This window comes from Mycobacteroides abscessus ATCC 19977, from assembly GCF_000069185.1.
GTDB lineage: Bacteria > Actinomycetota > Actinomycetes > Mycobacteriales > Mycobacteriaceae > Mycobacterium > Mycobacterium abscessus.
The window spans coordinates 2,131,524-2,156,365 of the sequence record NC_010397.1; the positions used below are offsets into that span (position 1 = coordinate 2,131,524).

Annotated in this window: 21 protein-coding genes; 18 read left to right on the forward strand and 3 right to left on the reverse strand. The window is 64.1% G+C overall.

The window, feature by feature from the left end; all coding sequences use genetic code 11:
• Positions 1-7: 7 nt before the first annotated feature.
• On the forward strand, positions 8-3,475 hold the full coding sequence (locus MAB_RS10845; RefSeq protein WP_005110650.1) for a non-ribosomal peptide synthetase: 3,468 nt from the start codon (positions 8-10) through the stop codon (positions 3,473-3,475).
• Between the two features lie 4 nt (positions 3,476-3,479).
• On the opposite strand, the gene MAB_RS10850 is transcribed toward MAB_RS10845, so the two are convergent.
• Complete coding sequence (locus tag MAB_RS10850) at positions 3,480-4,907, reverse strand: SagB family peptide dehydrogenase (RefSeq protein ID WP_005092398.1); 1,428 nt, start codon at positions 4,905-4,907, stop codon at positions 3,480-3,482.
• Between the two features lie 227 nt (positions 4,908-5,134).
• Here MAB_RS10850 and MAB_RS10855 point away from each other — a divergent pair, with 227 nt between their 5' ends.
• Positions 5,135-6,289, forward strand: a complete 1,155-nt coding sequence (locus MAB_RS10855) for an alpha-hydroxy-acid oxidizing protein (RefSeq protein WP_005086552.1) — start codon at positions 5,135-5,137, stop codon at positions 6,287-6,289.
• 81 nt (positions 6,290-6,370) lie between these two features.
• Here MAB_RS10855 and MAB_RS10860 read toward each other — a convergent pair whose 3' ends face one another.
• Positions 6,371-7,039: a trimeric intracellular cation channel family protein gene (locus tag MAB_RS10860; protein WP_005110652.1), complete on the reverse strand. Its 669-nt coding sequence runs from the start codon at positions 7,037-7,039 to the stop codon at positions 6,371-6,373.
• A gap of 30 nt (positions 7,040-7,069) precedes the next feature.
• The gene (locus MAB_RS10865; RefSeq protein ID WP_005061177.1) at positions 7,070-7,951 is read right to left on the reverse strand and encodes a PAC2 family protein; all 882 of its coding nucleotides are present in this window, start codon (positions 7,949-7,951) and stop codon (positions 7,070-7,072) included.
• Positions 7,952-8,208: 257 nt separating this feature from the next.
• Here MAB_RS10865 and metH point away from each other — a divergent pair, with 257 nt between their 5' ends.
• The 16 genes from metH to nuoK all read left to right on the forward strand — a co-directional run bounded on the left by metH (position 8,209) and on the right by nuoK (position 24,842).
• Positions 8,209-11,976 carry a methionine synthase gene (gene metH / locus MAB_RS10870; protein ID WP_021268943.1) on the forward strand — a complete coding sequence of 1,256 codons (3,768 nt, stop codon included), beginning with the start codon at positions 8,209-8,211 and terminating at the stop codon, positions 11,974-11,976.
• Positions 11,977-12,022: 46 nt separating this feature from the next.
• Entirely contained in the window at positions 12,023-12,706 is a 684-nt protein-coding gene (locus tag MAB_RS10875; protein ID WP_005080152.1) for an HAD family hydrolase, read from the forward strand.
• Positions 12,707-12,722: 16 nt separating this feature from the next.
• Entirely contained in the window at positions 12,723-13,004 is a 282-nt protein-coding gene (locus MAB_RS10880; RefSeq protein ID WP_005061184.1) for a phosphoribosyl-ATP diphosphatase, read from the forward strand.
• Between the two features lies 1 nt (position 13,005).
• Positions 13,006-13,875 (forward strand): ATP phosphoribosyltransferase, encoded by an 870-nt coding sequence (gene hisG / locus MAB_RS10885; RefSeq protein WP_005075024.1) that lies wholly within the window; start codon positions 13,006-13,008, stop codon positions 13,873-13,875.
• 83 nt (positions 13,876-13,958) lie between these two features.
• Entirely contained in the window at positions 13,959-14,366 is a 408-nt protein-coding gene (locus MAB_RS10890; protein WP_005061188.1) for a chemotaxis protein CheY, read from the forward strand.
• A gap of 208 nt (positions 14,367-14,574) precedes the next feature.
• Positions 14,575-14,961: an NADH-quinone oxidoreductase subunit A gene (locus MAB_RS10895; RefSeq protein ID WP_005061193.1), complete on the forward strand. Its 387-nt coding sequence runs from the start codon at positions 14,575-14,577 to the stop codon at positions 14,959-14,961.
• 70 nt (positions 14,962-15,031) lie between these two features.
• Positions 15,032-15,586 carry a NuoB/complex I 20 kDa subunit family protein gene (locus MAB_RS10900; protein ID WP_005061196.1) on the forward strand — a complete coding sequence of 185 codons (555 nt, stop codon included), beginning with the start codon at positions 15,032-15,034 and terminating at the stop codon, positions 15,584-15,586.
• Positions 15,583-16,269 carry an NADH-quinone oxidoreductase subunit C gene (locus MAB_RS10905; protein WP_005080149.1) on the forward strand — a complete coding sequence of 229 codons (687 nt, stop codon included), beginning with the start codon at positions 15,583-15,585 and terminating at the stop codon, positions 16,267-16,269. The genes MAB_RS10900 and MAB_RS10905 overlap by 4 nt, the downstream gene beginning before the upstream one ends.
• On the forward strand, positions 16,269-17,567 hold the full coding sequence (nuoD, locus tag MAB_RS10910) for an NADH dehydrogenase (quinone) subunit D (RefSeq protein ID WP_005080148.1): 1,299 nt from the start codon (positions 16,269-16,271) through the stop codon (positions 17,565-17,567). Before MAB_RS10905 ends, nuoD begins: the two co-directional genes overlap by 1 nt.
• Positions 17,564-18,307 carry an NADH-quinone oxidoreductase subunit NuoE gene (nuoE, locus tag MAB_RS10915; RefSeq protein ID WP_005110657.1) on the forward strand — a complete coding sequence of 248 codons (744 nt, stop codon included), beginning with the start codon at positions 17,564-17,566 and terminating at the stop codon, positions 18,305-18,307. The genes nuoD and nuoE overlap by 4 nt, the downstream gene beginning before the upstream one ends.
• The gene (gene nuoF / locus MAB_RS10920) at positions 18,304-19,608 is read left to right on the forward strand and encodes an NADH-quinone oxidoreductase subunit NuoF (protein ID WP_005080146.1); all 1,305 of its coding nucleotides are present in this window, start codon (positions 18,304-18,306) and stop codon (positions 19,606-19,608) included. The genes nuoE and nuoF overlap by 4 nt, the downstream gene beginning before the upstream one ends.
• The gene (locus tag MAB_RS10925) at positions 19,605-21,983 is read left to right on the forward strand and encodes an NADH-quinone oxidoreductase subunit G (protein ID WP_005110659.1); all 2,379 of its coding nucleotides are present in this window, start codon (positions 19,605-19,607) and stop codon (positions 21,981-21,983) included. Before nuoF ends, MAB_RS10925 begins: the two co-directional genes overlap by 4 nt.
• A complete protein-coding gene (gene nuoH / locus MAB_RS10930; RefSeq protein WP_005114281.1) occupies positions 21,980-23,248 on the forward strand; it encodes an NADH-quinone oxidoreductase subunit NuoH in 1,269 nt (422 codons plus the stop codon). Before MAB_RS10925 ends, nuoH begins: the two co-directional genes overlap by 4 nt.
• Entirely contained in the window at positions 23,241-23,777 is a 537-nt protein-coding gene (gene nuoI / locus MAB_RS10935; protein WP_005086544.1) for an NADH-quinone oxidoreductase subunit NuoI, read from the forward strand. Before nuoH ends, nuoI begins: the two co-directional genes overlap by 8 nt.
• Before the next feature lie 29 nt (positions 23,778-23,806).
• The gene (locus MAB_RS10940; RefSeq protein WP_005092390.1) at positions 23,807-24,553 is read left to right on the forward strand and encodes an NADH-quinone oxidoreductase subunit J; all 747 of its coding nucleotides are present in this window, start codon (positions 23,807-23,809) and stop codon (positions 24,551-24,553) included.
• A complete protein-coding gene (gene nuoK / locus MAB_RS10945; RefSeq protein ID WP_005061219.1) occupies positions 24,543-24,842 on the forward strand; it encodes an NADH-quinone oxidoreductase subunit NuoK in 300 nt (99 codons plus the stop codon). The genes MAB_RS10940 and nuoK overlap by 11 nt, the downstream gene beginning before the upstream one ends.

The window sequence follows — 24,842 nt, forward strand, 5'->3', positions numbered from 1 at the left end:
AATACGGATGGAAGCAATCAGTAGGGACGAGATCAAGCTGACGGTCGCCGACCTCATCGGGCTTACAGCCCAGGATATTTCGGATGGCGATGACCTCATCACACTCGGATTGGACTCGATCCGCATGATGACTCTGGCCGGTGGATGGCGCAAACGGGGCAGCCGTGTCACCTTCGCTCAGCTGGCGGCCGAGCCTTCGGTGGACTCCTGGTACGCGCTGCTGCGGGCGGATGACGAGGTGGCCCCGGATGAGGAGGCCGCGGCGGACGAAACAGATGGTCAAGACGGCGAGGACGCGCCTTTCCCGCTGGCCACCATGCAACACGCGTACTGGATCGGCCGATCGGAGGATCAGGAGCTCGGTGGGGTAGCGGCACACCTGTACGTCGAATTCGACGGAGGAGCAATCGATCCCGACCGACTCAAGGCTGCGGTAGAGCGCTTGGTGGCCGCCCATCCGATGTTACGCACCAAGTTTCTGCCCGACGGCACACAGCAGACCATGGCGGCTCCCGGCCGTGACGTGTTCACCGTGGTGGATCTGCGCGGACGTGCGGCCGGCGAAGTTGACGCGGCACTTGCCGAACTGCGGGAGCATAAGACGCATCAGCGCCTGGCCATAGAGGACGGGCAGGTGCTCGACGTCACGCTGACCTTGCGTGATGACAACAACAGCAGATTGCATCTCGACGTCGACATGCTTGCCGGCGACGCGATGAGCTACCGGGTCTTGATATCTGATTTGGCGGCGCTCTATCACGGTGGCGCGCAACCTGAATTGGGATATTCCTACCGGCGGTACCGCACCGAGGATCGTGGCGATGCGGCCGCGCACGAGCGTGACAGGCAATGGTGGCAGGACAGGCTGGCGGACCTGCCGGGTGCTCCGGAACTGCCGGTTGTCCCGGTGAGCGAACGCACCGATCAGCACCGCACCGTCCGGTACAACTACTGGCTTGAACCTGAGGCCAAGCAACAGCTGCTGGTCGCCGCCCACCAGCGCGGCATCACCCCCGCCATGGCGATGGCCGCTGTCTTCGCCGAAACCATCGGCGGATGGTCGGCGCAGAGCCGATTCTTGTTGAATGTCCCCCTATTTCATCGCGAGTCGGTGCATCCTGACATAGATCGGGTGATCGGTGACTTCACCTCCTCGATCATGCTCGACGTCGACCTGACCGAGGACATGTCGGTGGCCGACCGGGCCCGTGCGTTGCAGCGCACCATGTATGAGAGCGGGGCGCACTCGGCGTACCCGGGATTGAATGTGCTGCGCGACCTGGGTAGGCACCGGGGCGAACCGGTGCTGGCACCGATCGTGTACACCAGCGCGCTAAATCTGGGGGAACTGTTCGCCGAGCCGGTCATGCAGACCTTCGGGGAACCGGTATGGATCATCTCGCAGGGACCGCAGGTGCTACTGGACGCTCAGGTCACCGAGGTGCGGGGAGGCTTGCTGTTGAACTGGGACGTTCGCGAATCAGCGTTCCCGCACGGCATGGTGGCCGCGATGTTCGAGCGGTACACCGATGCGGTGGCCGCCTTGTGCACGGGAGCGGACGGCTGGAACAGCGATGCGGCTGTGCGACTGCCTGCTTCCCAGGAACGGGTGCGGCGCGCCGTCAACGCGACGGCTGGCCCGGTAACCGGCCGGCGACTGCATGAAGGCTTCTTCGACTTCGCCCAGTCGAACCCCGGGATGCCCGCGGTGGTCTGGGGTTTTGGCGACGAGGATGGTGTGTGGTCCTACCGCGATGTGGCGGCCCAGGCCCTGGCGGTGGCGGGCGCCTTGCGGGAGCGGGGGGTACGCCCGGGTGATTGTGTTGCCGTGCAGTTGCCCAAGGGGCGCGACCAGATTCCCGCGGTGCTCGGTGTGCTGGCGGCCGGCGCCACGTATGTACCGATCGGATTCGATCAGCCGGCCCAGCGCCGCGCGGCGATCCTTGAAACCGGCGGAATCTCCGTGGCGTTGACCACCGCTGACTCCGATATGCCGATTGATCATCTGTCGATTGACGCGGCCCGTCAATATCCGGAACCGCTCCGGGAGCCGGTGCTGCCGGATGCTTCGCAGATCGCATACGTCCTTTTCACATCGGGCTCTACCGGAACCCCGAAGGGTGTCGATGTCTCACATGCGGCCGCTATGAACACGATTGACGCCTTGAACGATGAGTTCGAAGTGGTCACCTCGGATCGTGCGCTCGGACTGTCGGCCCTCGAGTTCGATCTGTCCGTATACGACATCTTCGGCATGTTCTCTGTCGGCGCCGCCGTGGTTGCGGTGGACGCCGCGCAGCGGGCCGAGGCCACCACATGGGTGGAATTGATACGGCGACATAGGGTTTCGATTATCAACTGTGTGCCGGGACTGCTCGACATGATTCTGGCAATGGGCGGGGGTGAGCTGGGCGATTCCCTGCGCGCGGTCATCCTGGGAGGTGACTGGGTAAGTTCGGATCTGGCGCGCAGGCTCGCCGCGCAAGTCCCGGGCTGTCGCTTCACCGGCCTGGGTGGGGCGACCGAGGCCGCCATACACAGCACGATTTGTGAGGTGCTGGGTGACCCGCCGCAGCACTGGGCCACAATTCCTTTCGGTGTGCCGCTGCGCAACGTACGGTGCCGTGTCGTTTCGCAGGCAGGTCGTGACTGTCTGGACTGGGTGCCCGGCGAACTGTGGATCGGTGGCGACAGCGTCGCGTCCGGTTACCGCAATGACCCGGAGCGCACGGCAGAGCGTTTCGTCGAGCACGACGGTCTACGTTGGTACCGGACGGGCGATATGGCGCGCTACTGGCCCGATGGCACCATCGAATTCCTGGGCCGCGCCGACCATCAGGTGAAGATCCGCGGGTACCGCGTGGAACTGGGCGAAGTCGAGAGCGCGCTGCGCTTGATACCGGGCATACGGCACGCGGTCGCCGCCGTCGTGGGGGCGGATGCTCCGAATCTTGTTGCCGCGGTGGCGGGTACGCCCGACCCGGCGGCCGACTATGCGGCGCTGCTCGGCGACTTACTGCCCGGCTACATGATTCCCGCCCGGATCGAGCTTCTTGAGCAGATGCCACTGACGTCGAACGGCAAGATGGATCGACGTGCGGTGACTGCGCTCCTGGAGCAAGTGGCTGTTGGGGGTGCCGATGCGGGGCCGCGGCACGACCTCGATGCGGCTCTTGTCGATCTGGTTTCCGGTGTACTTGGCATCGAATCGATGGGCGTACATGACGATTTCTTCGCTCGCGGTGGCGATTCGGTGTTGGCGACCGCTGTGATCGCCCGAGTACGAGACTGGCTGTCGGTCGACCACGCGCTCGTCGGGGACTTCTTCGCCACCCGCACCGTCGCGGGGCTGGCCGACAGGTTGTTGCAGCGTGAAGCCGACCGCGGTACGCCGGACCGGCTGGCCGTCGTCGCGGGCCACTATCTCGAGATCGCGGCGATGACCGACGAGGAGGTCTTGGCCGGGACCGTCTGATAGGTCAGGAGGCAGCGGGTGTGCCGAGCACCATGCTGCCCACGCTGCACTCCTGTAGCTCGGGCACGGCGGCGGCCGCGGTGAATGCCGCGGTATCGCCGAAGCCCTGGGCGCACGCGCCCAGACCCATCGCGGTGGCGGCCAGGTAGATGGTTTGCATGAGCACGCCGACGTGCTTGAGGATGGCCGAGTAGGCGACCTGCTCGTAAGTCCACATCACCCGTCCGGCGCGTGCCGCCATCACCAGCAGCACCTGTGGCTCGGCGCCGCCCTCCAACGTGGCCGACGTCGTCTTCAACAGCTGTTTCACCGCGACAGAGTCCGCGTCGGCCACCGGGCGGAGTACGTGCTCGAAAGAGTCGTAGTGGTACATGCCGGCCGCCAGCCCCGCGACATGTCGAACCACCGGATAAAGCTCGAGTTCGTACACGCTGCCCCCCGACGGATATGGGCGGGACAGAAGCTCCTCACCGTCATCGGGTGAACTGATAGCACGGGTACGGGCTGTGCGATACAGCAGCTCGGAAAGCTGTTCGACGGTGATCGGATCGGCATCGTCGAAGGCGCGCACCGATATTCGATCTTCGATCACCGTGGTGAGGGTCGGGTCGCCGGCGCGCAGGGCCGCTAGGTCCGGGGCAGGCAACGAGACGGGGCTGCCTGGGTAGTCTCGCCGGCGAGCCGCGGGTTGTGGGAACTTGCCCTTCGCCCACTTCGTCGGGCCGAAATGGTCCCAGGTGACGGTGCGTTCACCCAGCGTGCTGCGGCGGTGGAACCACAGATCCGGCGCGCTCCAGCTGATCGAGCTGAATTCATGGCTTTCGTCCGAGCTGTCGGTGACGAGAAATCCGCCCCAGCGCAAATCAGCCAGGAATCGCGCGACAAGTTCCTCGGGAACACCGGCATCGGTCTGTCCTGGGCCGTCGAGCAGCGGCAGCAGCCGCAGATCCTGGATGCGGATATCGCACCAGCCGAGCGGATTTTCAAGCACATATCCCCGCGTATCGCGGTGCAGTACTGAGAATTTCGAGAGATGAAGGGTGGCGGGCGCTGCCCCTGCGGCTTGTGGGCCGGGAACTCCGAAACCTTCGATGGCATAGAGCTCGCGTCCCTCGTCGCGTACCGATACCGACAGCCAGCCACCGTTGAGTAGCCGAGTGACGAGCGCTTCGATGTCGTCGCTGTCGGCATCGGCGACAAGCTCGGCGAGTGTGGCCGGGCCACTGTTGAGGGTCTTGAGGGCGCGCCGTTGCTGACCGGTGAGTCCGGTGAGTTTCTCGTTGCGCGGCGGGTTCAGGAGTATCCCGCCCGCCGCCGTGACGAGGCACGTTGCGCCATCGCGCAGGCTGAACCGGGTCCCGGCGGGGTAGGTGAGAGCGGACAACGGAAGCCTTCCGGAAGATGTGCCGACGCCGTATGCGCATGCGTTCACGCACGATCATAAGGAACCCCGGTAAGGTACCCCTAACATGGGCTCCCATTTGCTAGACAGGTCGATTGCTGCCGCCGGGGCGGATGTGTGGGCTACCTGCATCGGGTGTTGCGGCGCATGCTCGAGGAATTGACATGCCGGTTCGTCTGCGGGCTCGTGCCGTCTGCGGCCAAAGGTGCCCAGTACGCTGAACATCCAGCGAAAGCCCGAATGGTGAGGAGTGCCCGATGAACTTCGGCGATTTCCAGCTTCAGTTCTATGCGGCAGGTGCGCTCGGCAAGGTTTCCACCCTTCCGTTCAACTTTGCCGAGCTGGAGAGCCGTGCCGAGCAGACATTGGGTGAGGGGATCTTCGGCTATGTGCGCGGCGGTGCCGGCGACGAGCACACCCAGGACTCGAATGTCACAGCGCTGCGTCGCTATGGACTGGTGCCCCGGATGCTGCGGGATCGCACCGTTCGGGACATGTCGACCTCATTTCTGGGGCGCACGTTCACGAGCCCGGCCTTCATCTGCCCGGTGGGTGTGTTGGGTGCGGTTCGTGACCGTGGCGATCTGCTGACGGCCGCCGCCGCGCGCGAGCTCGATATGCCCGCGATGTATTCGACACTTTCCGCGGCCACCCTGGAAGAGGTCGCCGCCGCGCGCGGTGATTCCTATGGGATCTTCCAGCTGTACCCGTCGTCGGATTCAGAACTGACCGACAACTTCATCCGGCGTGCCGAGGCTGCTGGGTACGACGCGCTGGCAGTGACTCTCGACACCGGCACGCTCGGTTGGCGGCCGCGCGATCTTAAGCATGGGTATCTACCGATGCTGCACGGGCACTGTCTGGCGAATTACACGTCCGATCCCCGGTTTCTGGAGATCGCGGGGGTGCGTTCCGCCGGGGAACTGACGCCGATGCATGCCGGGCTGGTGTGGGCCTCGCTGTTCAGTCATCCTGGGCTCACCTGGGCGGACATCGATCACTACCGGTCGATCACCAAGCTTCCGATCATCCTCAAGGGGATCTGCGACAGCGATGATGTCCGGCAAGCGGTGGACCGCGGCGTGGATGCCATCGCCTACTCCAACCACGGTGGGCGCCAAGCGAATGGGGGAGTTCCCGCGATCGATGGTCTGGCCGCGGCGGTCGAGGCGGCAGGTTCGGTTCCGGTCACATTCGATTCCGGGATACGCGACGGCATCGACATCTTGCGGGCCGTGGCGCTCGGCGCCAGCCTGGTGGGGGTTGCGCGTCCCTATGTATACGGACTCGCCCTGGACGGTACCAACGGTGTCAAACACGTCATCCAGTCGCTACTCGCCGAGGCCGACCTGACCATGGCGGTGAACTGCTATCTTTCGCTGAACGAATTGGCGGTGCAGCGGCTTTCCTGAAGACGCGGTAGCGGGCTAGCCGATGCCCGCCCACCGACCGAGTCGATGGGCGGCGGTCACGATCATCGTGGCCGGCCAGTTCTAGGCCCGGCGCCGGGCCTGTGGCGCGTGCCAATGGAAACGCATTGCGAGCATGCGCAGCCCGAACGCCGCCAACGCGGCCGCCAACCCCGTCAGATCGGTGTAGAGGCCGACGTGGATGAGCAACGCCGTGATGCTGGCGCCCAGCATGGCAGGGACGGCGTATAGCTCGCTGTCGGGGCGCAGCAGCATCGGGGTCTCCCCGGAGAGTAGGTCGCGGATCACACCGCCGCCGATCGCGGTCATGGCCCCGAGTAGCGCGGCCGACGGCTCGGCCAGCCCGCTGTGGGCGGCGATGGCAGTGCCGGTGACACAGAAGACCGCCAGCCCAAGTGCATCGGTGACTTGCAACGGCCACCCGGTGAGCTTGGCGGGGGGCTGCCACAGGAAGACCAATCCCGCTGCCGCAAGCGCGATTCCGATATGGGAGAAGCCGGTGAATGCGGCGGGCGGGTGTTGGCCGATGATGACGTCGCGCAGCACACCGCCGCCGATCGCGGTCACCATGGCCAGCACGGCCAGTCCCACTATGTCGAACTTTTTCTCTACCGCGACCAGTGCCGCAGACATCGCGAACGCCAAGGTGCCCAGGTAGTCAAGAATCGCGTGGCTGATCGATGCGAACGAGTGCAACTCCACGGCGCTCGCCAGCAGCGCACCAGACGTCAAGTCAATCCCTCCCGCCGGGCCCAACGGTGTCTAGCCACCGAAACGAGGCCCACGGCGACGCAGATATCGCTCGAACTCGGCGGCCAATGCGTCGCCGTCGATCTTGCTCAGCATCTCGGTGGTATCCACCTCGGCGTCACCGCGTTCCTCGAGTGACTGCACGTACTCGGCAATCTCCTCGTCCTCGGTGGTCATCTCGGTGACCGCCTGCTCCCACTCCTCGGCCTGCTCGGGTAGATCTCCGAGCGGGACCTCCACGTCGAGCACGTCCTCGACCCGCTGCAGCAGCGCGACCGTCGCCTTCGGATTGGGCGGCTGCGAGACGTAATGCGGTACCGCGGCCCAGAACGCGACGGCGGGTATACCCGCGTTCACGCAGGCGTCCTGGAACACACCGGCGATACCGGTGGGCCCCTCGTACCGGGTTTCCTCCAGGCCGAAGAACTTGGCGGCCTCGGGGGAGTAGGCGGTACCGCTGACCGGTACCGGCCGCGTATGCGGGGTGTCGGCCAGTAGCGCGCCCAGGATCACCACCGTGGACACGTCGAGACGATCCGCGATGGCCAGCAAGCGGTTGCAGAACGTGCGCCAGCGCATGTTCGGCTCGGCACCGTGCATCAGGACCACATCGCGCTGCGAGCCGGGGGGTGAGCAGTAGGAGATGTGCATGCCAGGCCACTCCAGCTCGCGAGTGACGCCGTCGACCAGCCGTACGACGGGCCGGTTGACCTGATAGTCGTAGTAATCCTCGTCATCGATGGTCATCAATGGGGTGGCCTGCCAGGTGGTGTCCAAATGCTCCAGCGCAGCGCTGGCGGCGTCGCCGGCGTCATTCCAGCCCTCGAACGCGGCAACCACTATCGGGTCGCGCAGCACGGGTAGGCTGTTCTGGGCCATATCCGACAAGGTCACGGTGTCAGCGTAAGCCCTGCGTGGCGGGGGCGAGTCGCGGCCGGCGGAGAATGGATTGGATAGCCGGATCACGTTGTTGATAGGACCGCACCCAGAAAAAGCCGTACGACACCCCACAGGACAAACTGGGCGTTCGCGCGACTGTTGAGCGACGACGTAGACTTCATCTGGTCGAGAGGCGTTGCAACGGTTCGGGGATCACAGCCCCGTGACCGCCACGCTCGGCAGAGTTAAGGACGCCTTCCGCTCTGGAAGGAATGCACGTGACCAATCTGCAGCCGAATGTCCGACCCGACTGCACAGAGGCGCTGACGGCTGCTCTCGAACAGCGGATCCTGGTGATCGACGGCGCGATGGGCACCGCTATCCAGCGCGACAGGCCCGACGAAGCCGGATACCGCGGTGAGCGTTTCGCCGACTGGCCGAGCGACCTTGTCGGCAACAACGATCTCCTCACGCTGACACAGCCGCACATCATCGAGGGCATTCACCGTGAGTACCTCGAGGCGGGCGCGGACATCCTCGAGACGAACACGTTCAACGCAAATGCCGTGTCACTGTCCGACTACGGCATGGAAGAGCTGAGCTACGAGCTGAATTACGCCGGTGCCGCGCTGGCGCGGGTTGCCGCCGACGAGTACAGCACCCCGGCCAAGCCCCGCTATGTCGCCGGAGCGCTGGGACCCACCACCCGGACCGCGTCGATTTCGCCGGACGTCAACGACCCCGGAGCCCGCAACGTCTCCTATGACCAGCTGGTCGCCGCCTACCTCGAAGCAGCCAACGGCCTGGTCGACGGTGGTGCCGACATCATCCTCGTGGAGACCATCTTCGACTCGCTGAATGCCAAAGCGGCGGTGTTCGCCATCGAGACGCTGTTCGAGCAGCGCGGGCGGCGCTGGCCGATCATCATCTCGGGCACTATTACCGATGCGTCCGGCCGGACGTTGTCCGGCCAGGTCACCGAGGCATTCTGGAATGCCATCCGGCACGCCAGGCCCATCGCGGTGGGTCTCAACTGTGCCCTGGGCGCCCCGGAGATGCGGCCCTATATCGCTGAGATGTCGCGTATCGCCGACACCTTCGTCTCCTGCTATCCGAACGCGGGCCTGCCCAACGCCTTCGGCGAGTACGACGAGTCGCCGGAGCACCAGGCCGGTTACCTTGCCGAGTTCGCCGAGGCCGGTCTGGTCAATCTGGTCGGCGGGTGCTGCGGTACCGCGCCCGCCCATATCGCGGAGATCGCCAAGGTTGTCGAGGGCGTGAAACCGAGGGATGTGCCGAGCATCGACGTCGCGACTCGGCTATCCGGACTGGAACCCCTCAACATCACCGATGACTCGCTGTTCGTGAACATCGGTGAGCGCACCAACATCACCGGTTCGGCCCGGTTCCGCAATCTGATCAAGGCCGAGGATTACGACACCGCGCTATCGGTGGCGCTGCAGCAGGTAGAGGTGGGCGCGCAGGTTATCGACATCAACATGGACGAGGGCATGATCGACGGCGTCGCCGCGATGGACCGGTTCACCAAGCTGATCGCGGCCGAGCCCGATATCAGCCGCGTCCCGGTGATGATCGATTCCTCCAAGTGGGAGGTCATCGAGGCGGGTCTGAAGAACGTACAGGGCAAGCCGATCGTCAACTCGATCTCCATGAAGGAGGGCGAAGAGAAGTTCATTCGCGAAGCGCGGCTGTGCCGCAAGTACGGTGCTGCTGTCGTGGTGATGGCTTTCGACGAGAAGGGGCAGGCCGACAATCTGGAGCGCCGCAAGGAGATCTGTGGACGCGCCTACCGGATCCTGACCGAAGAGGTCGGCTTCCCGGCCGAGGACATCATCTTCGACCCCAACTGCTTCGCGCTGGCAACCGGTATCGAGGAGCACGCGACCTACGGGATCGACTTCATCGAGGCCTGTGCCTGGATCAAGGAGAACCTGCCCGGAGTGCACATCTCCGGCGGTATCTCGAATGTGTCGTTCTCGTTCCGGGGCAACAACCCCGTCCGCGAGGCGATTCACGCGGTGTTTCTGTTCCACGCCATTAAGGCCGGCCTGGACATGGGCATCGTCAACGCCGGTGCGCTGGTGCCCTACGACTCGATCGACTCCGAGCTGCGGGACCGCATCGAGGACGTCGTGCTGAACCGTCGTGCGGACGCGGCCGAACGGCTGTTGGAGATCGCCGAACGATTCAACAGCACGGAGAACTCGGGCGGAGGAGACGATCGAGCTGCTCAAGAGTGGCGCAGTCTTCCTGTGCGCGAACGTATTACGCACGCCTTGGTCAAGGGAATCGACGCCCATGTGGATGACGACACCGAGGAGCTGCGGGCCGAGATCGCCGCTGCCGGGGGTCGCCCGATCGAGGTGATCGAGGGCCCGCTGATGGATGGCATGAACGTCGTCGGCGACCTCTTCGGCTCCGGAAAGATGTTCCTGCCCCAGGTGGTGAAGTCGGCCCGGGTGATGAAGAAGGCCGTCGCGTACCTGCTGCCGTTCATCGAAGCCGAGAAGGAAGATAACGGCACCGCTGGGGATTCCAAGTCCAAGGACACCAACGGCACCATCGTCATGGCGACCGTGAAGGGCGACGTGCACGACATCGGCAAGAACATCGTCGGGGTTGTCTTGCAGTGCAACAACTTCGAAGTGATCGACCTTGGTGTGATGGTGCCCGCTCAGAAGATTCTGGACGCGGCGAAGGAACACGACGCCGACATCATCGGGCTGTCCGGCCTGATCACCCCGTCGCTGGACGAGATGGCCAACTTCGCTGTCGAGATGGAACGCGAAGGTCTGGAAATCCCGCTGCTGATCGGTGGCGCGACCACCTCACGCGCCCACACGGCGGTGAAGATTTCGCCGCGTCGCAAGGGTCCGGTGGTGTGGGTCAAGGATGCGTCCCGTTCGGTGCCGGTTGCCGCCGCACTCTTGGACGACAAGCAGCGGCCGGGACTATTGGAGGCCACCGAGAAGGACTATGCATCGCTTCGCGAGCGGCATGCGCAGAAGAACGAGCGGCCGACGCTGACGCTGGAAAAGGCCCGAGCCAACCGGACACCGGTCGAGTGGGACGGATACACGCCGCCCGTTCCCGCTCAGGGCCTGGGCGTGCGGGAGTTTCTGGACTACGACCTCGCCGAGGTGCGCGAATACATCGACTGGCAACCGTTCTTCAACGCCTGGGAGATGAAGGGCAGGTTCCCCGACATCCTCAACAACCCGGCGACCGGTGAGGCTGCGCGCAAGCTGCACGACGACGCGCAGCAGATTCTCGACACCCTGATCAAGGAGAAGTGGCTGACGGCCAACGGGGTGATCGGTTTCTTCCCCGCGAACGCGGTCGGCCCAGGTTTTGAAGACATCGAGGTCTACACCGACGACACCCGCACCGAGGTGCTGACCACGCTGCATAACCTGCGCCAGCAGGGCGAGCACCGCGACGGCATCCCCAACCGGTCGCTGGGCGACTACATCGCGCCCAAAGAAACGGGTCTCCGGGACTACATCGGCGCCTTCGCCGTGACCGCGGGGCTGGGCAGCCAGGACAAGATCATGGAGTTCAAGGCGGATCTGGACGACTACAGCGCGATCCTGCTGGAGTCGATCGCCGATCGGCTGGCCGAGGCGTTCGCGGAAAGAATGCATCAGCGGGTGCGCACCGAGTTCTGGGGTTTCCAGCCGGACGAACAGCTGGACAATGAGGCGCTCATCGGCGAGAAGTACCGGGGAATCCGCCCGGCGCCCGGTTACCCGGCCTGCCCCGAGCACACCGAGAAGGTGACGCTGTTCGATCTGCTGGACGTCACGAAGCGGACCGGCATCGAGCTCACCGAATCGATGGCGATGTGGCCCGGCGCCGCGGTGAGTGGCTGGTATTTCGCGCATCCACAGTCGCAGTACTTCGTGGTCGGACGGCTGGCCCAGGACCAGGTCGCCGACTACGCCAAGCGCAAGGGCTGGACTCTGCAGGAAGCGGAGCGCTGGCTCGGCCCGAACCTCGGCTACAACCCGGAGGACTGAGCACCAGCATCATGGGCGGCAGAGGACCTCTGACAGAATTGATCGCATGAGAGCGGTGCTGTGGGATATGGACGGCACCCTCATCGAATCGGAGAAGCTGTGGGACATCTCGATGGGAGAGCTGTGCCGCAAGCTAGGCGGTGAGATGACGCCGGAGCTGCGTACCGCACTGGTAGGCGGCGCCGCGGATGCCACCATGCGGATGATCTTCACCGCGCTGGAGCTGGAACCCGACCCCGTGCGGATGGCCAGTGAGAACGATTGGCTGCACCAGTACACCGGCGAGTTGTTCGCCACCGGTCTCATCTGGTGCGATGGCGCCCAGGAGATGCTGGGGCAGCTTGCCGCGGAGCAGATGCCGATGGCCCTGGTAACCAACACCATCAGGTCATTGACCGATCAGGCACTCAAGACCATTGGCACGCATTGGTTCACCGAGTCGGTCTGTGGTGATGAGGTGCCCGCTGGCAAGCCGGCCCCCGATCCGTACCTGCGCGCCGCCGCGCTACTGGGCGTCGAGCCACGCGATTGCCTGGCCATCGAAGATTCGGTGACCGGAGCAGCCGCTGCCGAGGCAGCGGGATGCGCGGTCCTGGTGGTGCCCAACCATGTCGAGGTGCCCGCCGGAGCGCGGCGCAGACATGCCGCCAGCTTGTCTGGCCTTTCCGTGCGCGACCTGCGGGATGCCCACGCCGACGTGCTCGCCGCGACCACCTGCAAACCCATATGACTCGCCGGGCAGGGTCGTGACAGAATCGCCACCCGTGAAGACCTTCGATGAGCTGTTCGCTGAGCTCAGTGATCGCGCCAAGACCCGCCCCGAGGGGAGCGGTACCGTTGCCGCTCTCGACGCCGGGGTGCACACCCTGGGCAAGAAACTGCTCGAAGAGGCGGGTGAGGTGTGGCTGGCTGCTGAGCACGAGAGTGACGAATCGCTTGCCGAAGAGGTGAGCCAGTTGCTCTATTGGGCGCAGGTGCTGCTGATCGCGCGCGGCCTCACCCTCGACGACGTCTACCGAAAGCTCTGAGATGACCAGTACCAACGGTGCTCTGCGCGTCGCGGTCCCCAACAAGGGGGCGCTCAGTGAAGCCGCATCGGAAATCCTGTCCGAGGCGGGCTATCGGCGGCGTGGTGACGCCAAGGACCTAACCGTGCTCGACCCGCAGAACGACGTCGAGTTCTTCTTCTTGAGGCCCAAGGACATAGCCATCTATGTCGGTTCGGGTGAGCTTGATCTCGGCATCACCGGCCGCGATCTCATGATGGACTCCGATGCGCCGGTGACCGAGCGGCTCGCGCTGGGATTCGGGGGCTCGACCTTCCGGTACGCCGCGCCCGCAGGGCGGGACTGGACGATCTACGACATCGCGGGAAAGAGAATCGCCACCGCGTACCCCAACTTGGTCCGAAAGGATCTGGCCGCCAAAGGCATCGAAGCCGAGGTCATCCGGCTGGACGGTGCCGTCGAGATTTCCATCCAGCTCGGGGTGGCCGATGTGATCGCCGATATCGTCGGCACCGGCCGCACCCTGCGCCAGCATGGGCTGGTTGCCTTCGGTGAGTCGTTGTGCGATTCGGAGGCGGTGCTGATCGAGCGGGAGAACGCCGATCCGGCAACGGAATCGGCTCGTACACAGCTGACGACGCGTATCCAGGGGGTGGTGTTCGGCCAGCAGTACCTCATGCTCGACTACGACTGCCCGCGCGCGGTCCTGGACGAGGCTCTTAAGGTGACGCCGGGCCTGGAGTCGCCGACGTTGGCACCGCTGGCAGACGAGGCATGGGTGGCGGTCCGCGCCCTCGCCCCGCGCAAGGGCGTCAACACCACCATGGACGCGCTGGCCGCCATCGGCGCCAAGGCCATCCTTGCCTCGGAGGTCCGCTTCTTCCGGGCGTAGTTTTCATTCGTGAACAGACGCCTGGTGCGGGGCATCTTGGCGTTTTGGTGCACTAAGCGTCTGCTCGGCAATACGATGGCGCTATGGCGTTGCAGGTCCTCGTCTACAGCGATGACATCACGGTCCGGCGCAAGGTAATTCAGGGAATCGGTGCCCGGCCGGATTCCGCACTGCCGCCGCTGGAGTTCGTCGAGGTCGCCACCGGCCCCATGGTCATCGAGCGACTTGCCGCGCCGGGCTCACTGCCCGGCATCGATCTGGCCATCCTGGACGGCGAAGCGACGCCGTTCGGCGGGATGGGTGTGGCCAAGCAGGTCAAGGACGAGGTTGATGCGCCGCCTCCGATTGTGATTCTCACCGGACGGCCGCAGGACAACTGGCTGGCGAGCTGGTCCCGCGCCGAGGCCGTGGTGCCCAGGCCCATCGACCCCATGCGGTTGACGGCTACGGTGATCGATCTGCTGGGTTCGGCAGCCGCATCCCGCCGCTGACTGGGTCCGCCTTCGGGTGGTTCGCATCCGGTACTTAATTGCGCAAAACACCGTCAAACGGTGGCATGGATCCGGCGCCAACCGATAGTGTGTTTGTTAGGTCACATCTGTACTGGTCGGCAGCCCTCGACCACAAACAGCACTGACACGGCAATGTTGCCGATCCAGCACAGGGACCCGATGGCTCTATTCGGGAGGCTGGTCTGCGATGGACGCATACGTACCGATCTTGGTACTCGGCGCCATTGCGGTGGTCTTTGCCGTTTTCTCCGTTGGGGTTTCGTCGTTTGTGGGTCCACGCCGGTACAACCGGGCCAAACTTGAGGCGTACGAGTGCGGCATCGAGGCCACCCAGCATTCGATGGGGCGCGATCATCACGGTGCCGCGGCCGGGGGTCATCGGGTGCCCGTGAAGTACTACCTCACCGCGATGTTGTTCATCATCTTCGATATCGAAATCGTCTTTCTGTATCCGTGGGCCGTGCACTTTGACGCCCTCGGTGTATTCGGACTGCTCGCAATGGCCTTGTTCATCGTCAACGTGTCGGTGGCGTACGCGTATGAATGGAGGCGCGGTGGCCTGAGCTGGGATTAGCCCCGTGCGATTGATGGGGCAGCTGGAAGTCCTTGCAACATCACGAATAAGCACGCTTGTCGGGAGAGCCATGGGTCTTGAGGAAAAACTGCCGAGCGGATTTCTGCTGAGTACCGTCGAGACACTGGCGGGGTATGTGCGCAAAGGCTCGCTGTGGCCCGCCACCTTTGGTCTGGCCTGTTGCGCCATCGAGATGATGTCCACGGCGGGCCCCCGATTCGATATCGCTCGCTTTGGCATGGAACGCTTTTCGGCCACACCGCGCCAGGCGGACCTGATGATCGTGGCAGGCAGGGTGAGCCAGAAGATGGCCCCGGTGCTGCGCCAGATCTACGACCAGATGGCCGAGCCCAAGTGGGTGTTGGCCATGGGGGTTTGCGCCTCCTCGGGTGGCATGTTCAATAACTACGCCATCGTCCAGGGCGTCGATCACGTTGTGCCCGTGGATATCTATCTTCCTGGCTGTCCGCCGCGGCCGGAAATGTTGCTACACGCGATCTTGAAACTGCATGAAAAGATCGCGCACATGCCGCTCGGGGCCAATCGCGAGGAAGTCATCCGGGAGACCGAAGCCGCCGCATTGGCCGCGACGCCCACCATCGAGATGAAGGGACTGCTGCGGTGACCGGCGGCGAGCAGAAACCGAATGAAATAATCGGGGTGCGGCGCGGGCTCTTTGGGGTGCGGGGGAGCGGCGACACATCCGGCTACGGCGGTCTAGTCCAACCGATTTCCTTGCCGGTTAGCTCGAACCGTCCGTACGGCGGGTACTTCGACCAGGTGGTCGACAGGCTGGAATCGGTTCTCGCAGAGCAGGAGAACGTTACCTACGCGGATGCTGTCGAAGGTGTGGTCGTGTATCGCGATCAACTGACCATTCACGTGAAAGCCGAGCATCTGGTTCAGGTCGCCCAATCGCTGCGCGATGATCCGCAACTGCGCTTCGAGCTCAGTCTCGGTGTGAGCGGGGTGCACTATCCCGATGACTCTGCGCGGGAATTGCATGCCGTTTACCCGCTCATGTCCATCACCTGGAATCGCCGGATCATGCTGGAAGTAGCTGTACCGGAAAGCGATCCGCACATCCCTTCGCTCAATGCCGTCTACCCGACCACGGATTGGCATGAACGCGAAACCTACGACTTCTTCGGAATCATCTTTGATGATCATCCCGCACTGACGCGCATACAGATGCCCGACGACTGGGACGGGCACCCGCAGCGCAAGGACTACCCGCTGGGTGGTGTGCCGGTCGAGTATCACGGAGCAACCATTGCACCGCCCGATCAGCGGAGGTCTTACAACTAATGACAGCACAGCCCGAAATCCATCTCATGGCGGGTGGCCAGGACTGGGATGAGATTGTCACCGCCGCAGGGCAAGCCACCGACGAACGGATCGTCGTCAACATGGGTCCGCAGCATCCATCCACGCACGGTGTGCTGCGTTTGATCCTGGAGATCGAGGGCGAGACGGTGACCGATGTGCGCTGCGGTATCGGCTATCTGCATACGGGCATCGAAAAAAACCTGGAATACCGCACCTGGACACAGGGCGTCACCTTTGTCACCCGGATGGACTACCTGTCCCCCTTCTTCAACGAGACTGCCTATTGCTTGGGCGTAGAGCAGCTATTGGGTATTGCGGACGAAATTCCCGAACGTGCCAATGTGATTCGCGTGCTGATGATGGAGTTGAACCGCATCTCCTCGCACCTGGTCGCGCTGGCCACCGGGGGCATGGAGCTCGGCGCGATGACTGCCATGTTCCTCGGTTTCCGCGAACGCGAAATGATCCTGAAGGTCTTTGAGGCGATCACCGGCCTGCGTATGAATCACGCCTATGTGCGGCCCGGTGGCCTCGCGCAAGATTTGCCCGACGGCGCCGAGCAAGAGGTCCGGGACCTGCTCGAGATCTTGCCCGGCAGGTTGCGCGACATGGAAAACCTGTTGAACGAGAACTACATCTGGAAGGCCCGCACCCAGGGCGTTGGGTACCTGGACCTCACCGGGTGTATGGCCTTGGGTATAACCGGTCCGGTGCTGCGTGCCACCGGGTTGGCGCACGACCTACGGCGCGCCCAGCCGTATTGCGGCTACGAGAACTACGATTTCGACGTCGTTACCCACCAGGATTGCGATTCCTATGGCCGGTATCTCATCCGGGTCAAAGAGATGCACGAATCCATCAAGATCGCTCAGCAATGTGTGGATAGGCTGCGCCCCGGGCCGGTCATGGTGGATGACAAGAAGATCGCCTGGCCAGCCGATCTGGCGTCTGGTCCCGACGGCCTGGGTAATTCACCCAAACACATCGCCAAGATCATGGGCACCTCGATGGAGGGACTGATACACCATTTCAAACTGGTGACGGAGGGGGTGCGGGTGCCCGCCGGACAGGTATACGTGGCGATCGAATCGCCGCGTGGAGAGCTGGGCGTGCACATGGTCAGTGACGGCGGAACCCGGCCCTACCGGGTTCATTTCAGGGACCCCTCGTTCACGAACCTGCAGTCCGTTGCCGCCATGTGTGAGGGCGCGATGGTGGCCGACTTGATCGCCGCGGTGGCGAGCATTGATCCGGTGATGGGGGGAGTGGACAGGTGACCGAGGTATTTGTCGAACTGGGTAGCCGTCCGTCAGAGGACGAAGGTCGATTCGCTGGGCGTAAACACTATCCGGCGGAGGTGGTTTCACGGCTGGCCATCGACGCCAAGGAGATCCTCGATCGCTATCCAAGCCGTCGGTCGGCATTGCTGCCGCTGCTGCATCTGGTCCAGTCCGAAGACGGATACGTGACCACGGCAGGCATCGAATTCTGTGCCCGACAAGTGGAATTGACATCCGCCGAGGTGACCGCAGTGGCGAGTTTCTATTCGATGTACCGGCGCGAACCCACCGGTGACTACCTCGTGGGTGTCTGTACCAATACGTTGTGCGCGGTGCTCGGCGGCGACGCTATTCTGGCGCGATTGGCCGGGGAACTCGGTGTGCGTCCGGGCGGCACCACCGAGGACGGCAAGGTCACCCTCGAACACATCGAGTGTAACGCCGGCTGTGACTACGCGCCGGTCCTGATGGTCAATTGGGAGTTCTTCGATAACCAAACCCCGGATGGGGCAGCGGCTCTGGTCCAAGGGCTGCGGCGTGGTCATGTTCCCGCGCCCAGACGAGGCGCGCCACCGTGCACATTCAAGGAGACGGCCCGGATCTTGGCGGGGTTCGCCGATGAGCGGCCGGAAGCGGTCGCCGCAGCACAGCCGGGGGACTCGACACTTGCGGGACTGCGGTTGGCCCAGGACGTACAGCGGAACGTTCAGTACAAGGCAGACGGGATGAGGCCATGACTTCGTCGATTCTCTCTCCGGTCCTGTCGGAGCATTGGGACGAGCCTGATGCCTGGACCTTGGATGGGTATCTGCGTCATGGCGGATACCGCGGCCTGCGCACCGCGCTGGGGATGGATCCCGATGCGGTGATTGCGCTGGTGAAAGAGGCGGGACTGCGCGGGCGTGGTGGGGCAGGATTCCCGACGGGCGCCAAATGGTCATTCATCCCGCAGGGAGACGGTAAGCCGCACTATCTGGTGGTTAATGCCGACGAATCCGAACCCGGCACCTGCAAAGACATTCCGCTGATGCTCGCGACACCGCACACACTGATCGAGGGAATCGTGATCGCCGCCTTTGCGATTCGTGCTTCACAGGCCTTCATCTACGTGCGCGGCGAGGTCATCTCCGTGATCAGGCGGTTGCATGCAGCGGTGGCACAGGCCTACAAGGCCGGATATCTGGGCCGCAATATCCTCGACAGCGGTTTTGATCTGGAGCTGGTGGTGCACGCCGGTGCCGGTGCGTACATCTGCGGGGAAGAGACCGCGCTATTGGATTCGTTGGAGGGGCGGCGCGGACAGCCTCGGCTGCGACCCCCATTCCCGGCCGTTGCCGGCCTGTACGCCAGCCCGACCGTGGTCAACAACGTCGAATCCATCGCGAGTGTGCCGGTGATCTTGCGCCGCGGCGCCGAATGGTTCCGCACGATGGGAACGGAAAAGTCGCCGGGATTCACGCTTTACTCGTTGTCCGGGCATGTGCGTACGCCCGGACAGTACGAGGCGCCGTTGGGCGTGACGCTGCGACAGCTGCTGGAGCTGGCAGGCGGTGTGCGCGACGGGCGCGCGCTGAAGTTCTGGACTCCCGGTGGCTCCTCGACACCACTGTTCACCGCGGAGCAGCTTGATGTACCGCTCGACTACGAGGGTGTCAGTGCTGCCGGATCTATGCTGGGCACCAAGGCATTACAGATATTCGACGACACCACGTGTGTTGTGCGCGCGGTACTGCGATGGACCGAGTTCTACGCGCACGAATCCTGCGGCAAGTGCACTCCCTGTCGTGAGGGCACCTACTGGCTGGTGCGTATTCTCCAGCGACTTGAGTCCGGCGAAGGTAAAGCCGAAGACCTGGACAAACTTCTCGATATCTCGGACATCGTGCTGGGCAAGTCCTTCTGTGCGCTCGGCGACGGCGCAGCGAGCCCGATCATGTCCTCCCTGAAATACTTCCGCACCGAATACGAGGCCCACCTGGACAACGGGTGCCCCTTTGATCCGGCGGCCAGCACCGTATTCGGGGAGGTGTCCGCATGACCGCGGTACAGCCAGACACCGATCTGGTCACCGTCAACATCGACGGAACCGATATCTCGGTTCCCAAGGGCACCCTGGTCATCCGTGCCGCCGAACTCATCGGTGTGCAGATTCCCAGGTTCTGCGATCACCCGTTGCTCGATCCCGTCGGCGCGTGCCGTCAATGCCTCGTGGAGGTGGAGGGGCAGCGTAAGCCGTTGGCGGCATGTACCACCACCGTCGCCGACGAGATGGTGGTGCGCACACAGATCACCTCTGCGGCCGCGCAGCGGGCGCAGAGCGGCGTGATGGAATTGCTGCTGATCAATCACCCTTTGGATTGTCCTGTTTGCGACAAGGGCGGAGAGTGCCCGCTGCAGAACCAGGCGATGTCCACCGGTCGCGCTGAAACCCGGTTCACCGAGGCCAAACGCACTTTCCCTAAGCCGATTCCGCTGTCCACCGAGGTGCTGCTGGACAGGGAGCGATGTGTGCTGTGCGCGCGCTGCACCCGGTTTTCCCAACAAGTCGCCGGTGATCCGTTCATCGAGCTGCTGGAACGTGGTGCGCTGCAACAGGTTGGCATCGCCAGCGATGAGCCCTTCCAGTCGTACTTCTCCGGCAATACCGTGCAGATCTGCCCCGTAGGTGCGCTTACCGGCGCTGCGTACAGATTTCGGGCCCGCCCGTTTGATTTGGTTTCCACGCCGAGCGTGTGTGAGCACTGTGCCAGCGGATGCGCACAGCGCACCGACCATCGGCGGGGCAAGGTGCTACGGCGCCTGGCCGGTGACGATCCCGAGGTCAACGAAGAATGGAACTGCGATAAGGGACGCTGGGCGTTCACCTATGCCACGGCGGGCGACCGCATCACCGAACCGATGGTCCGCGACGAGCACGGAAAGCTCGTGGCGGTGTCGTGGCCGCAGGCGCTTGACGCCGCGGCGCGGGGCTTGGCGCATGCGGGAGCCAACACCGGGGTGCTTGCCGGCGGACGGCTGACGGTCGAAGATGCCTACGCCTACGTCAAGTTCGCACGCATGGTGTTGGGCACCAACAACATCGACTTCCGGGCTCGCGCGCACAGCATGGAAGAGGCGGCCTTCCTCGGTTCGGTGGTCGCCGGTCGAGGGATGTCCCAGACCTATGCGGCGTTGGAGTCGGCGCCGGCGGTCTTGCTGGCGGGATTCGAGCCGGAGGAGGAATCGCCCGTCGTCTTCCTGCGGCTGCGTAAGGGAGTGCGCAAGCGGGGGCTCAAGGTGCTCACCATCGCGCCTTGGGTGAGTCGTGGATCTACCAAGCTATCTGCCGAGGTGCTTGTCGTGGCCCCCGGAACAGAGCCGGAAACCATTGCGGGTCTTGCGGGTTCTGAGCTGCTGCGGCAGCCGGGAGCGGTGATCATGGTGGGGGAGCGGCTCGCGTCGGCGCCGGGCGCGTTGTCGGCGGCAGCGCAGCTGGCCGACAAGACGGGCGCCGCCTTGGTGTGGGTTCCGCGCCGGGCGGGCGAGCGCGGGGCCTTGGAGGCCGGGGCACTGCCGCGCCTGCTGCCGGGCGCACATCCGGTAGCGGACAGCACGGCACGTCGCGCTATCGCCGAGAAATGGGGAGTAATCGCATTGCCCGACAAGCCCGGGCTGGATGCCGCCGGCATGCTGGACCCGGGAAGCGGTCTCGATGCCTTCCTTGTCGGCGGGGTCGAACTGGCCGATCTGCCGTATCCCGCCGCTGCCATAGGCGCTCTCAAGACGGCATTCGTGGTGAGCCTGGAGATGCGCCATGGGGCCGTCACCGAACTCGCCGATGTCGTGCTCCCGATCGCGGCCGTCGCGGAGAAGTCCGGCAGTTTCCTGAACTGGGAAGGCCGGCTGCGCCCGTTCCGCACCACCCTGGAGACCAGCGATGCCTTGGACGACCTCCGGGTGCTTGCCGCGCTTTCACAGCGGATGGATCGCCCGATTGGCCTGAACCACGCGAACCAGGCGCTTGCCGAGCTCGCGGACATCGGTCCGTGGGAAGGAGCACGGGAAACGCCGGGCGCGGTGCGTGCCGCCGGCAGGCCGCAGCCCGAAGCGGGAGAGGCGGTATTGGCCTCGTGGCGGCTCCTGCTCGATATCGGCCGGCTGCAGGACGGCGAGCCGTACCTCGCCGGGACGGCACACGAGGCCCAGGTCCTGCTGTCCGAGGCGACGGCCAACGAAATCGGGGCGGCCGAAGGTGAATCGGTGACCGTACGCAGCCTGTCGGAATCGATCCGGGGCGCAATTACCCTGCCGCTGAGGATAACCGAGATGCCGGACCGGGTGGTCTGGGTGCCCATGCGCTCGACGGGGTCGGAGCTTCATCAGCAACTTGGCCCGGCGCTCGGCCAAGTGGTGAGAATCGAGGTGGCCCCGTGACCGGCAGGACCGACCTTTCACAATTCGGGATCGACCCGTTATGGCTGGTCCTTGTGAAATGCGTGGCGGTATTCGCCTTTCTGGTTCTCACTGTGCTCATCGCCATCCTCGCCGAACGCCGGGTGCTGGCCTGGATGCAGCGCCGCATAGGACCCAACAGGGTGGGCCCCTTCGGTCTGTTGCAGAGCCTGGCCGACGGGGTGAAACTCGCTCTCAAAGAGGGCTTGACTCCGGCTGGCGTCGACAAACCGATTTACCTGCTGGCACCCATCATCTCCGTGGTCCCGGCGATCGTCGCGTACGCGGTCATCCCGTTCGGGCCGGTCGTCTCTGTTTTCGGGCATCGCACACCTCTGCAACTCACCGATCTACCTGTGGCGATTCTCTTCGTGCTGGCGGTGACATCGGTCGGGGTGTACGGGATCGTGTTGGGAGGCTGGGCATCCGGATCTACCTACCCGCTGCTCGGAGGGTTGCGATCTTCCGCGCAGGTGATCTCCTACGAGATCGCGATGGGTCTGACCTTCGCGGCGGTTTTCTTGCTGGCGGGCACCATGTCGACATCGGGAATCGTGGCGGCGCAGGAGGGCCGCTGGTACCTGTTTCTGTTGCTGCCCTCGTTCTTGGTCTACGTCACCGCGATGGTGGGCGAGACGAACAGGGCGCCTTTCGACCTGCCCGAGGCCGAGGGGGAGCTGGTCGGCGGTTTCCACACCGAGTACTCCTCGCTTCGTTTCGCCATGTTCATGCTCGCCGAATACATCAACATGGCAACGGTTTCCGGGTTGGCCGCCACCATGTTCCTGGGCGGCTGGCACGCACCCTGGCCGCTGAGCCTGATCGACGGGGCCAATACCTCGTGGTTGCCGGCGCTGTGGTTCGTGGCCAAGGTCTGGGGGTTCATGTTCCTGTTCATGTGGCTGCGCGCTACCTTGCCGCGTCTACGTTATGACCAGTTCATGCGGTTGGGCTGGGAGGTCCTGATTCCTGTCGCGCTGGTGTGGATCGTCGTCGTCGGCGTGGTGAAGGCCATGGGGCTGTACGGATATGGGAATCCTTCGATCATCCTTGGGATCACCGGGGTGGCGGTCTCGCTGGGCAGCATCGGCCTGGTCGGCGTTCTCTCCCGGCGCACACAACCGCCGAAACCCGTGCTGCCCGCACGTTTCGATCCGATGGCCGGCGGATTCCCGGTGCCGCCGCTGCCGGGACAACGCGTCGACACCGGGGCGCACCCGAGCACCAAGGAGGACGCAGATGCCTGATCTTCTGCGACGTTCGGCCGATGCCATGGCCGGGTTCTGGGTCACGTTCTCGTCCATGTTCAAGAAGCGGCTCACCGAGCAGTACCCCGAAAAGAAGCAGCCGACCGCACCCCGATATCACGGGCGGCACCAGCTCAATCGCTATGCCGACGGCCTGGAGAAATGCATCGGTTGCGAGTTGTGCGCTTGGGCTTGTCCGGCCGACGCGATATTCGTCGAGGGCGCAGACAATTCCGAAGAGGAGCGGTTCTCACCGGGGGAACGGTACGGCCGGGTTTACCAGATCAACTATCTGCGGTGCATCGGTTGTGGACTGTGTATTGAGGCGTGTCCCACGCGGGCGCTGACCATGACCAACGACTACGAGATGGCCGACGACAACCGGGCCGATCTCATCTACGGCAAGGACAAGCTGCTCGCGCCGCTGCAGCCGGGCATGACGGCGCCACCGCACGCGATGTACCCCGGGGCCACGGACACCGACTATTACCTGGGTAACCTCCCGAAGGCCGGGGAGGAAGTCAGGTGAGTCTTGGTTTTTGGGCCAGCCACGCGACAGTGCTTGCGGCCGAGGGGCTATCGCGCACCCCGACATGGGAAGGGGTGACGTTTTGGGTGCTCGGCGCCATCGCGGTGCTCGGTGCGCTCGGTGTGATCGCCGCACCGAAGGCCGTGTATTCGGCCATCTTTCTGGCCATGACCATGGTCATCCTGGCGGTGTTCTTCGTGGCGCAGGGAGCGCTGTTTCTGGGCGTTGCTCAGGTGGTGGTGTACACCGGCGCGGTCATGATGCTGTTCCTTTTTGTTCTGATGTTCGTGGGCGTGGATTCCTCGGATTCTCTGGTGGAGACTCTCCCGGGGCAGCGGGTAGGCGCTGTCGCGGCAGGCCTGGGATTCGGGATACTCGCCATCGCGAGTATCGGAAATGCCTCTACCACAGTCTTTGTGGGTCTTGGCCAGGCCAATAGCCGCGGCAATGTCGAAGGTCTGGCCGAACGCATCTTCATCGACTATCTGTGGGCCTTCGAACTGACCGGTGCGCTGCTGATCACCGCGACGATCGGGGCGATGGTCCTGGCACACCGCGAGAAACTGGGGCAAACCGGCGGCCAGCGCGAGCTGGCCATTCGACGGTTCCAACACGGGGACCGTGCCACACCGTTGCCGAATCCCGGTGTGTATGCCCGGCATAACGCGGTCGACGTACCCGCACTGCTGCCCGACGGATCGTTCTCGGAGCTGTCTGTCAGCGCAGTACTCACACCGCGGGAGATGGAGGCAGAGGTGGGCAGGCGTGAATCCTGACAATTACCTTTATCTCGCGGCGCTCATCTTCACCATCGGCGCTGCCGGTGTGATGTTGCGGCGCAACGCGATTGTGGTCTTCATGAGCGTGGAGCTGATGCTCAATGCCGCCAACCTGGCATTCGTCACCTTCGCCCGGATGCACGGGAACCTCGACGGCCAAGTCATCGCGTTCTTCACCATGGTGGTTGCGGCCACGGAAGTGGTGGTGGGGCTGGGAATCATCATGACGATCTTCCGCACCCGCAGGTCGGCCTCGGTCGACGACGCCGATGTGTTGAAATTCTAG

What these genes read in the sequence shown, in the direction of transcription:
- MAB_RS10845 (WP_005110650.1), top strand. Translation starts at nt 8, where the DNA reads ATGGAAGCAATCAGTAGGGACGAGATCAAGCTGACGGTCGCCGACCTC.
- MAB_RS10855 (WP_005086552.1), top strand. Translation starts at nt 5,135, where the DNA reads ATGAACTTCGGCGATTTCCAGCTTCAGTTCTATGCGGCAGGTGCGCTC.
- metH (WP_021268943.1), top strand. Translation starts at nt 8,209, where the DNA reads ATGCACGTGACCAATCTGCAGCCGAATGTCCGACCCGACTGCACAGAG.
- MAB_RS10875 (WP_005080152.1), top strand. Translation starts at nt 12,023, where the DNA reads ATGAGAGCGGTGCTGTGGGATATGGACGGCACCCTCATCGAATCGGAG.
- hisG (WP_005075024.1), top strand. Translation starts at nt 13,006, where the DNA reads ATGACCAGTACCAACGGTGCTCTGCGCGTCGCGGTCCCCAACAAGGGG.
- MAB_RS10890 (WP_005061188.1), top strand. Translation starts at nt 13,959, where the DNA reads ATGGCGTTGCAGGTCCTCGTCTACAGCGATGACATCACGGTCCGGCGC.
- MAB_RS10895 (WP_005061193.1), top strand. Translation starts at nt 14,575, where the DNA reads ATGGACGCATACGTACCGATCTTGGTACTCGGCGCCATTGCGGTGGTC.
- MAB_RS10900 (WP_005061196.1), top strand. Translation starts at nt 15,032, where the DNA reads ATGGGTCTTGAGGAAAAACTGCCGAGCGGATTTCTGCTGAGTACCGTC.
- nuoD (WP_005080148.1), top strand. Translation starts at nt 16,269, where the DNA reads ATGACAGCACAGCCCGAAATCCATCTCATGGCGGGTGGCCAGGACTGG.
- nuoF (WP_005080146.1), top strand. Translation starts at nt 18,304, where the DNA reads ATGACTTCGTCGATTCTCTCTCCGGTCCTGTCGGAGCATTGGGACGAG.
- MAB_RS10925 (WP_005110659.1), top strand. Translation starts at nt 19,605, where the DNA reads ATGACCGCGGTACAGCCAGACACCGATCTGGTCACCGTCAACATCGAC.
- nuoI (WP_005086544.1), top strand. Translation starts at nt 23,241, where the DNA reads ATGCCTGATCTTCTGCGACGTTCGGCCGATGCCATGGCCGGGTTCTGG.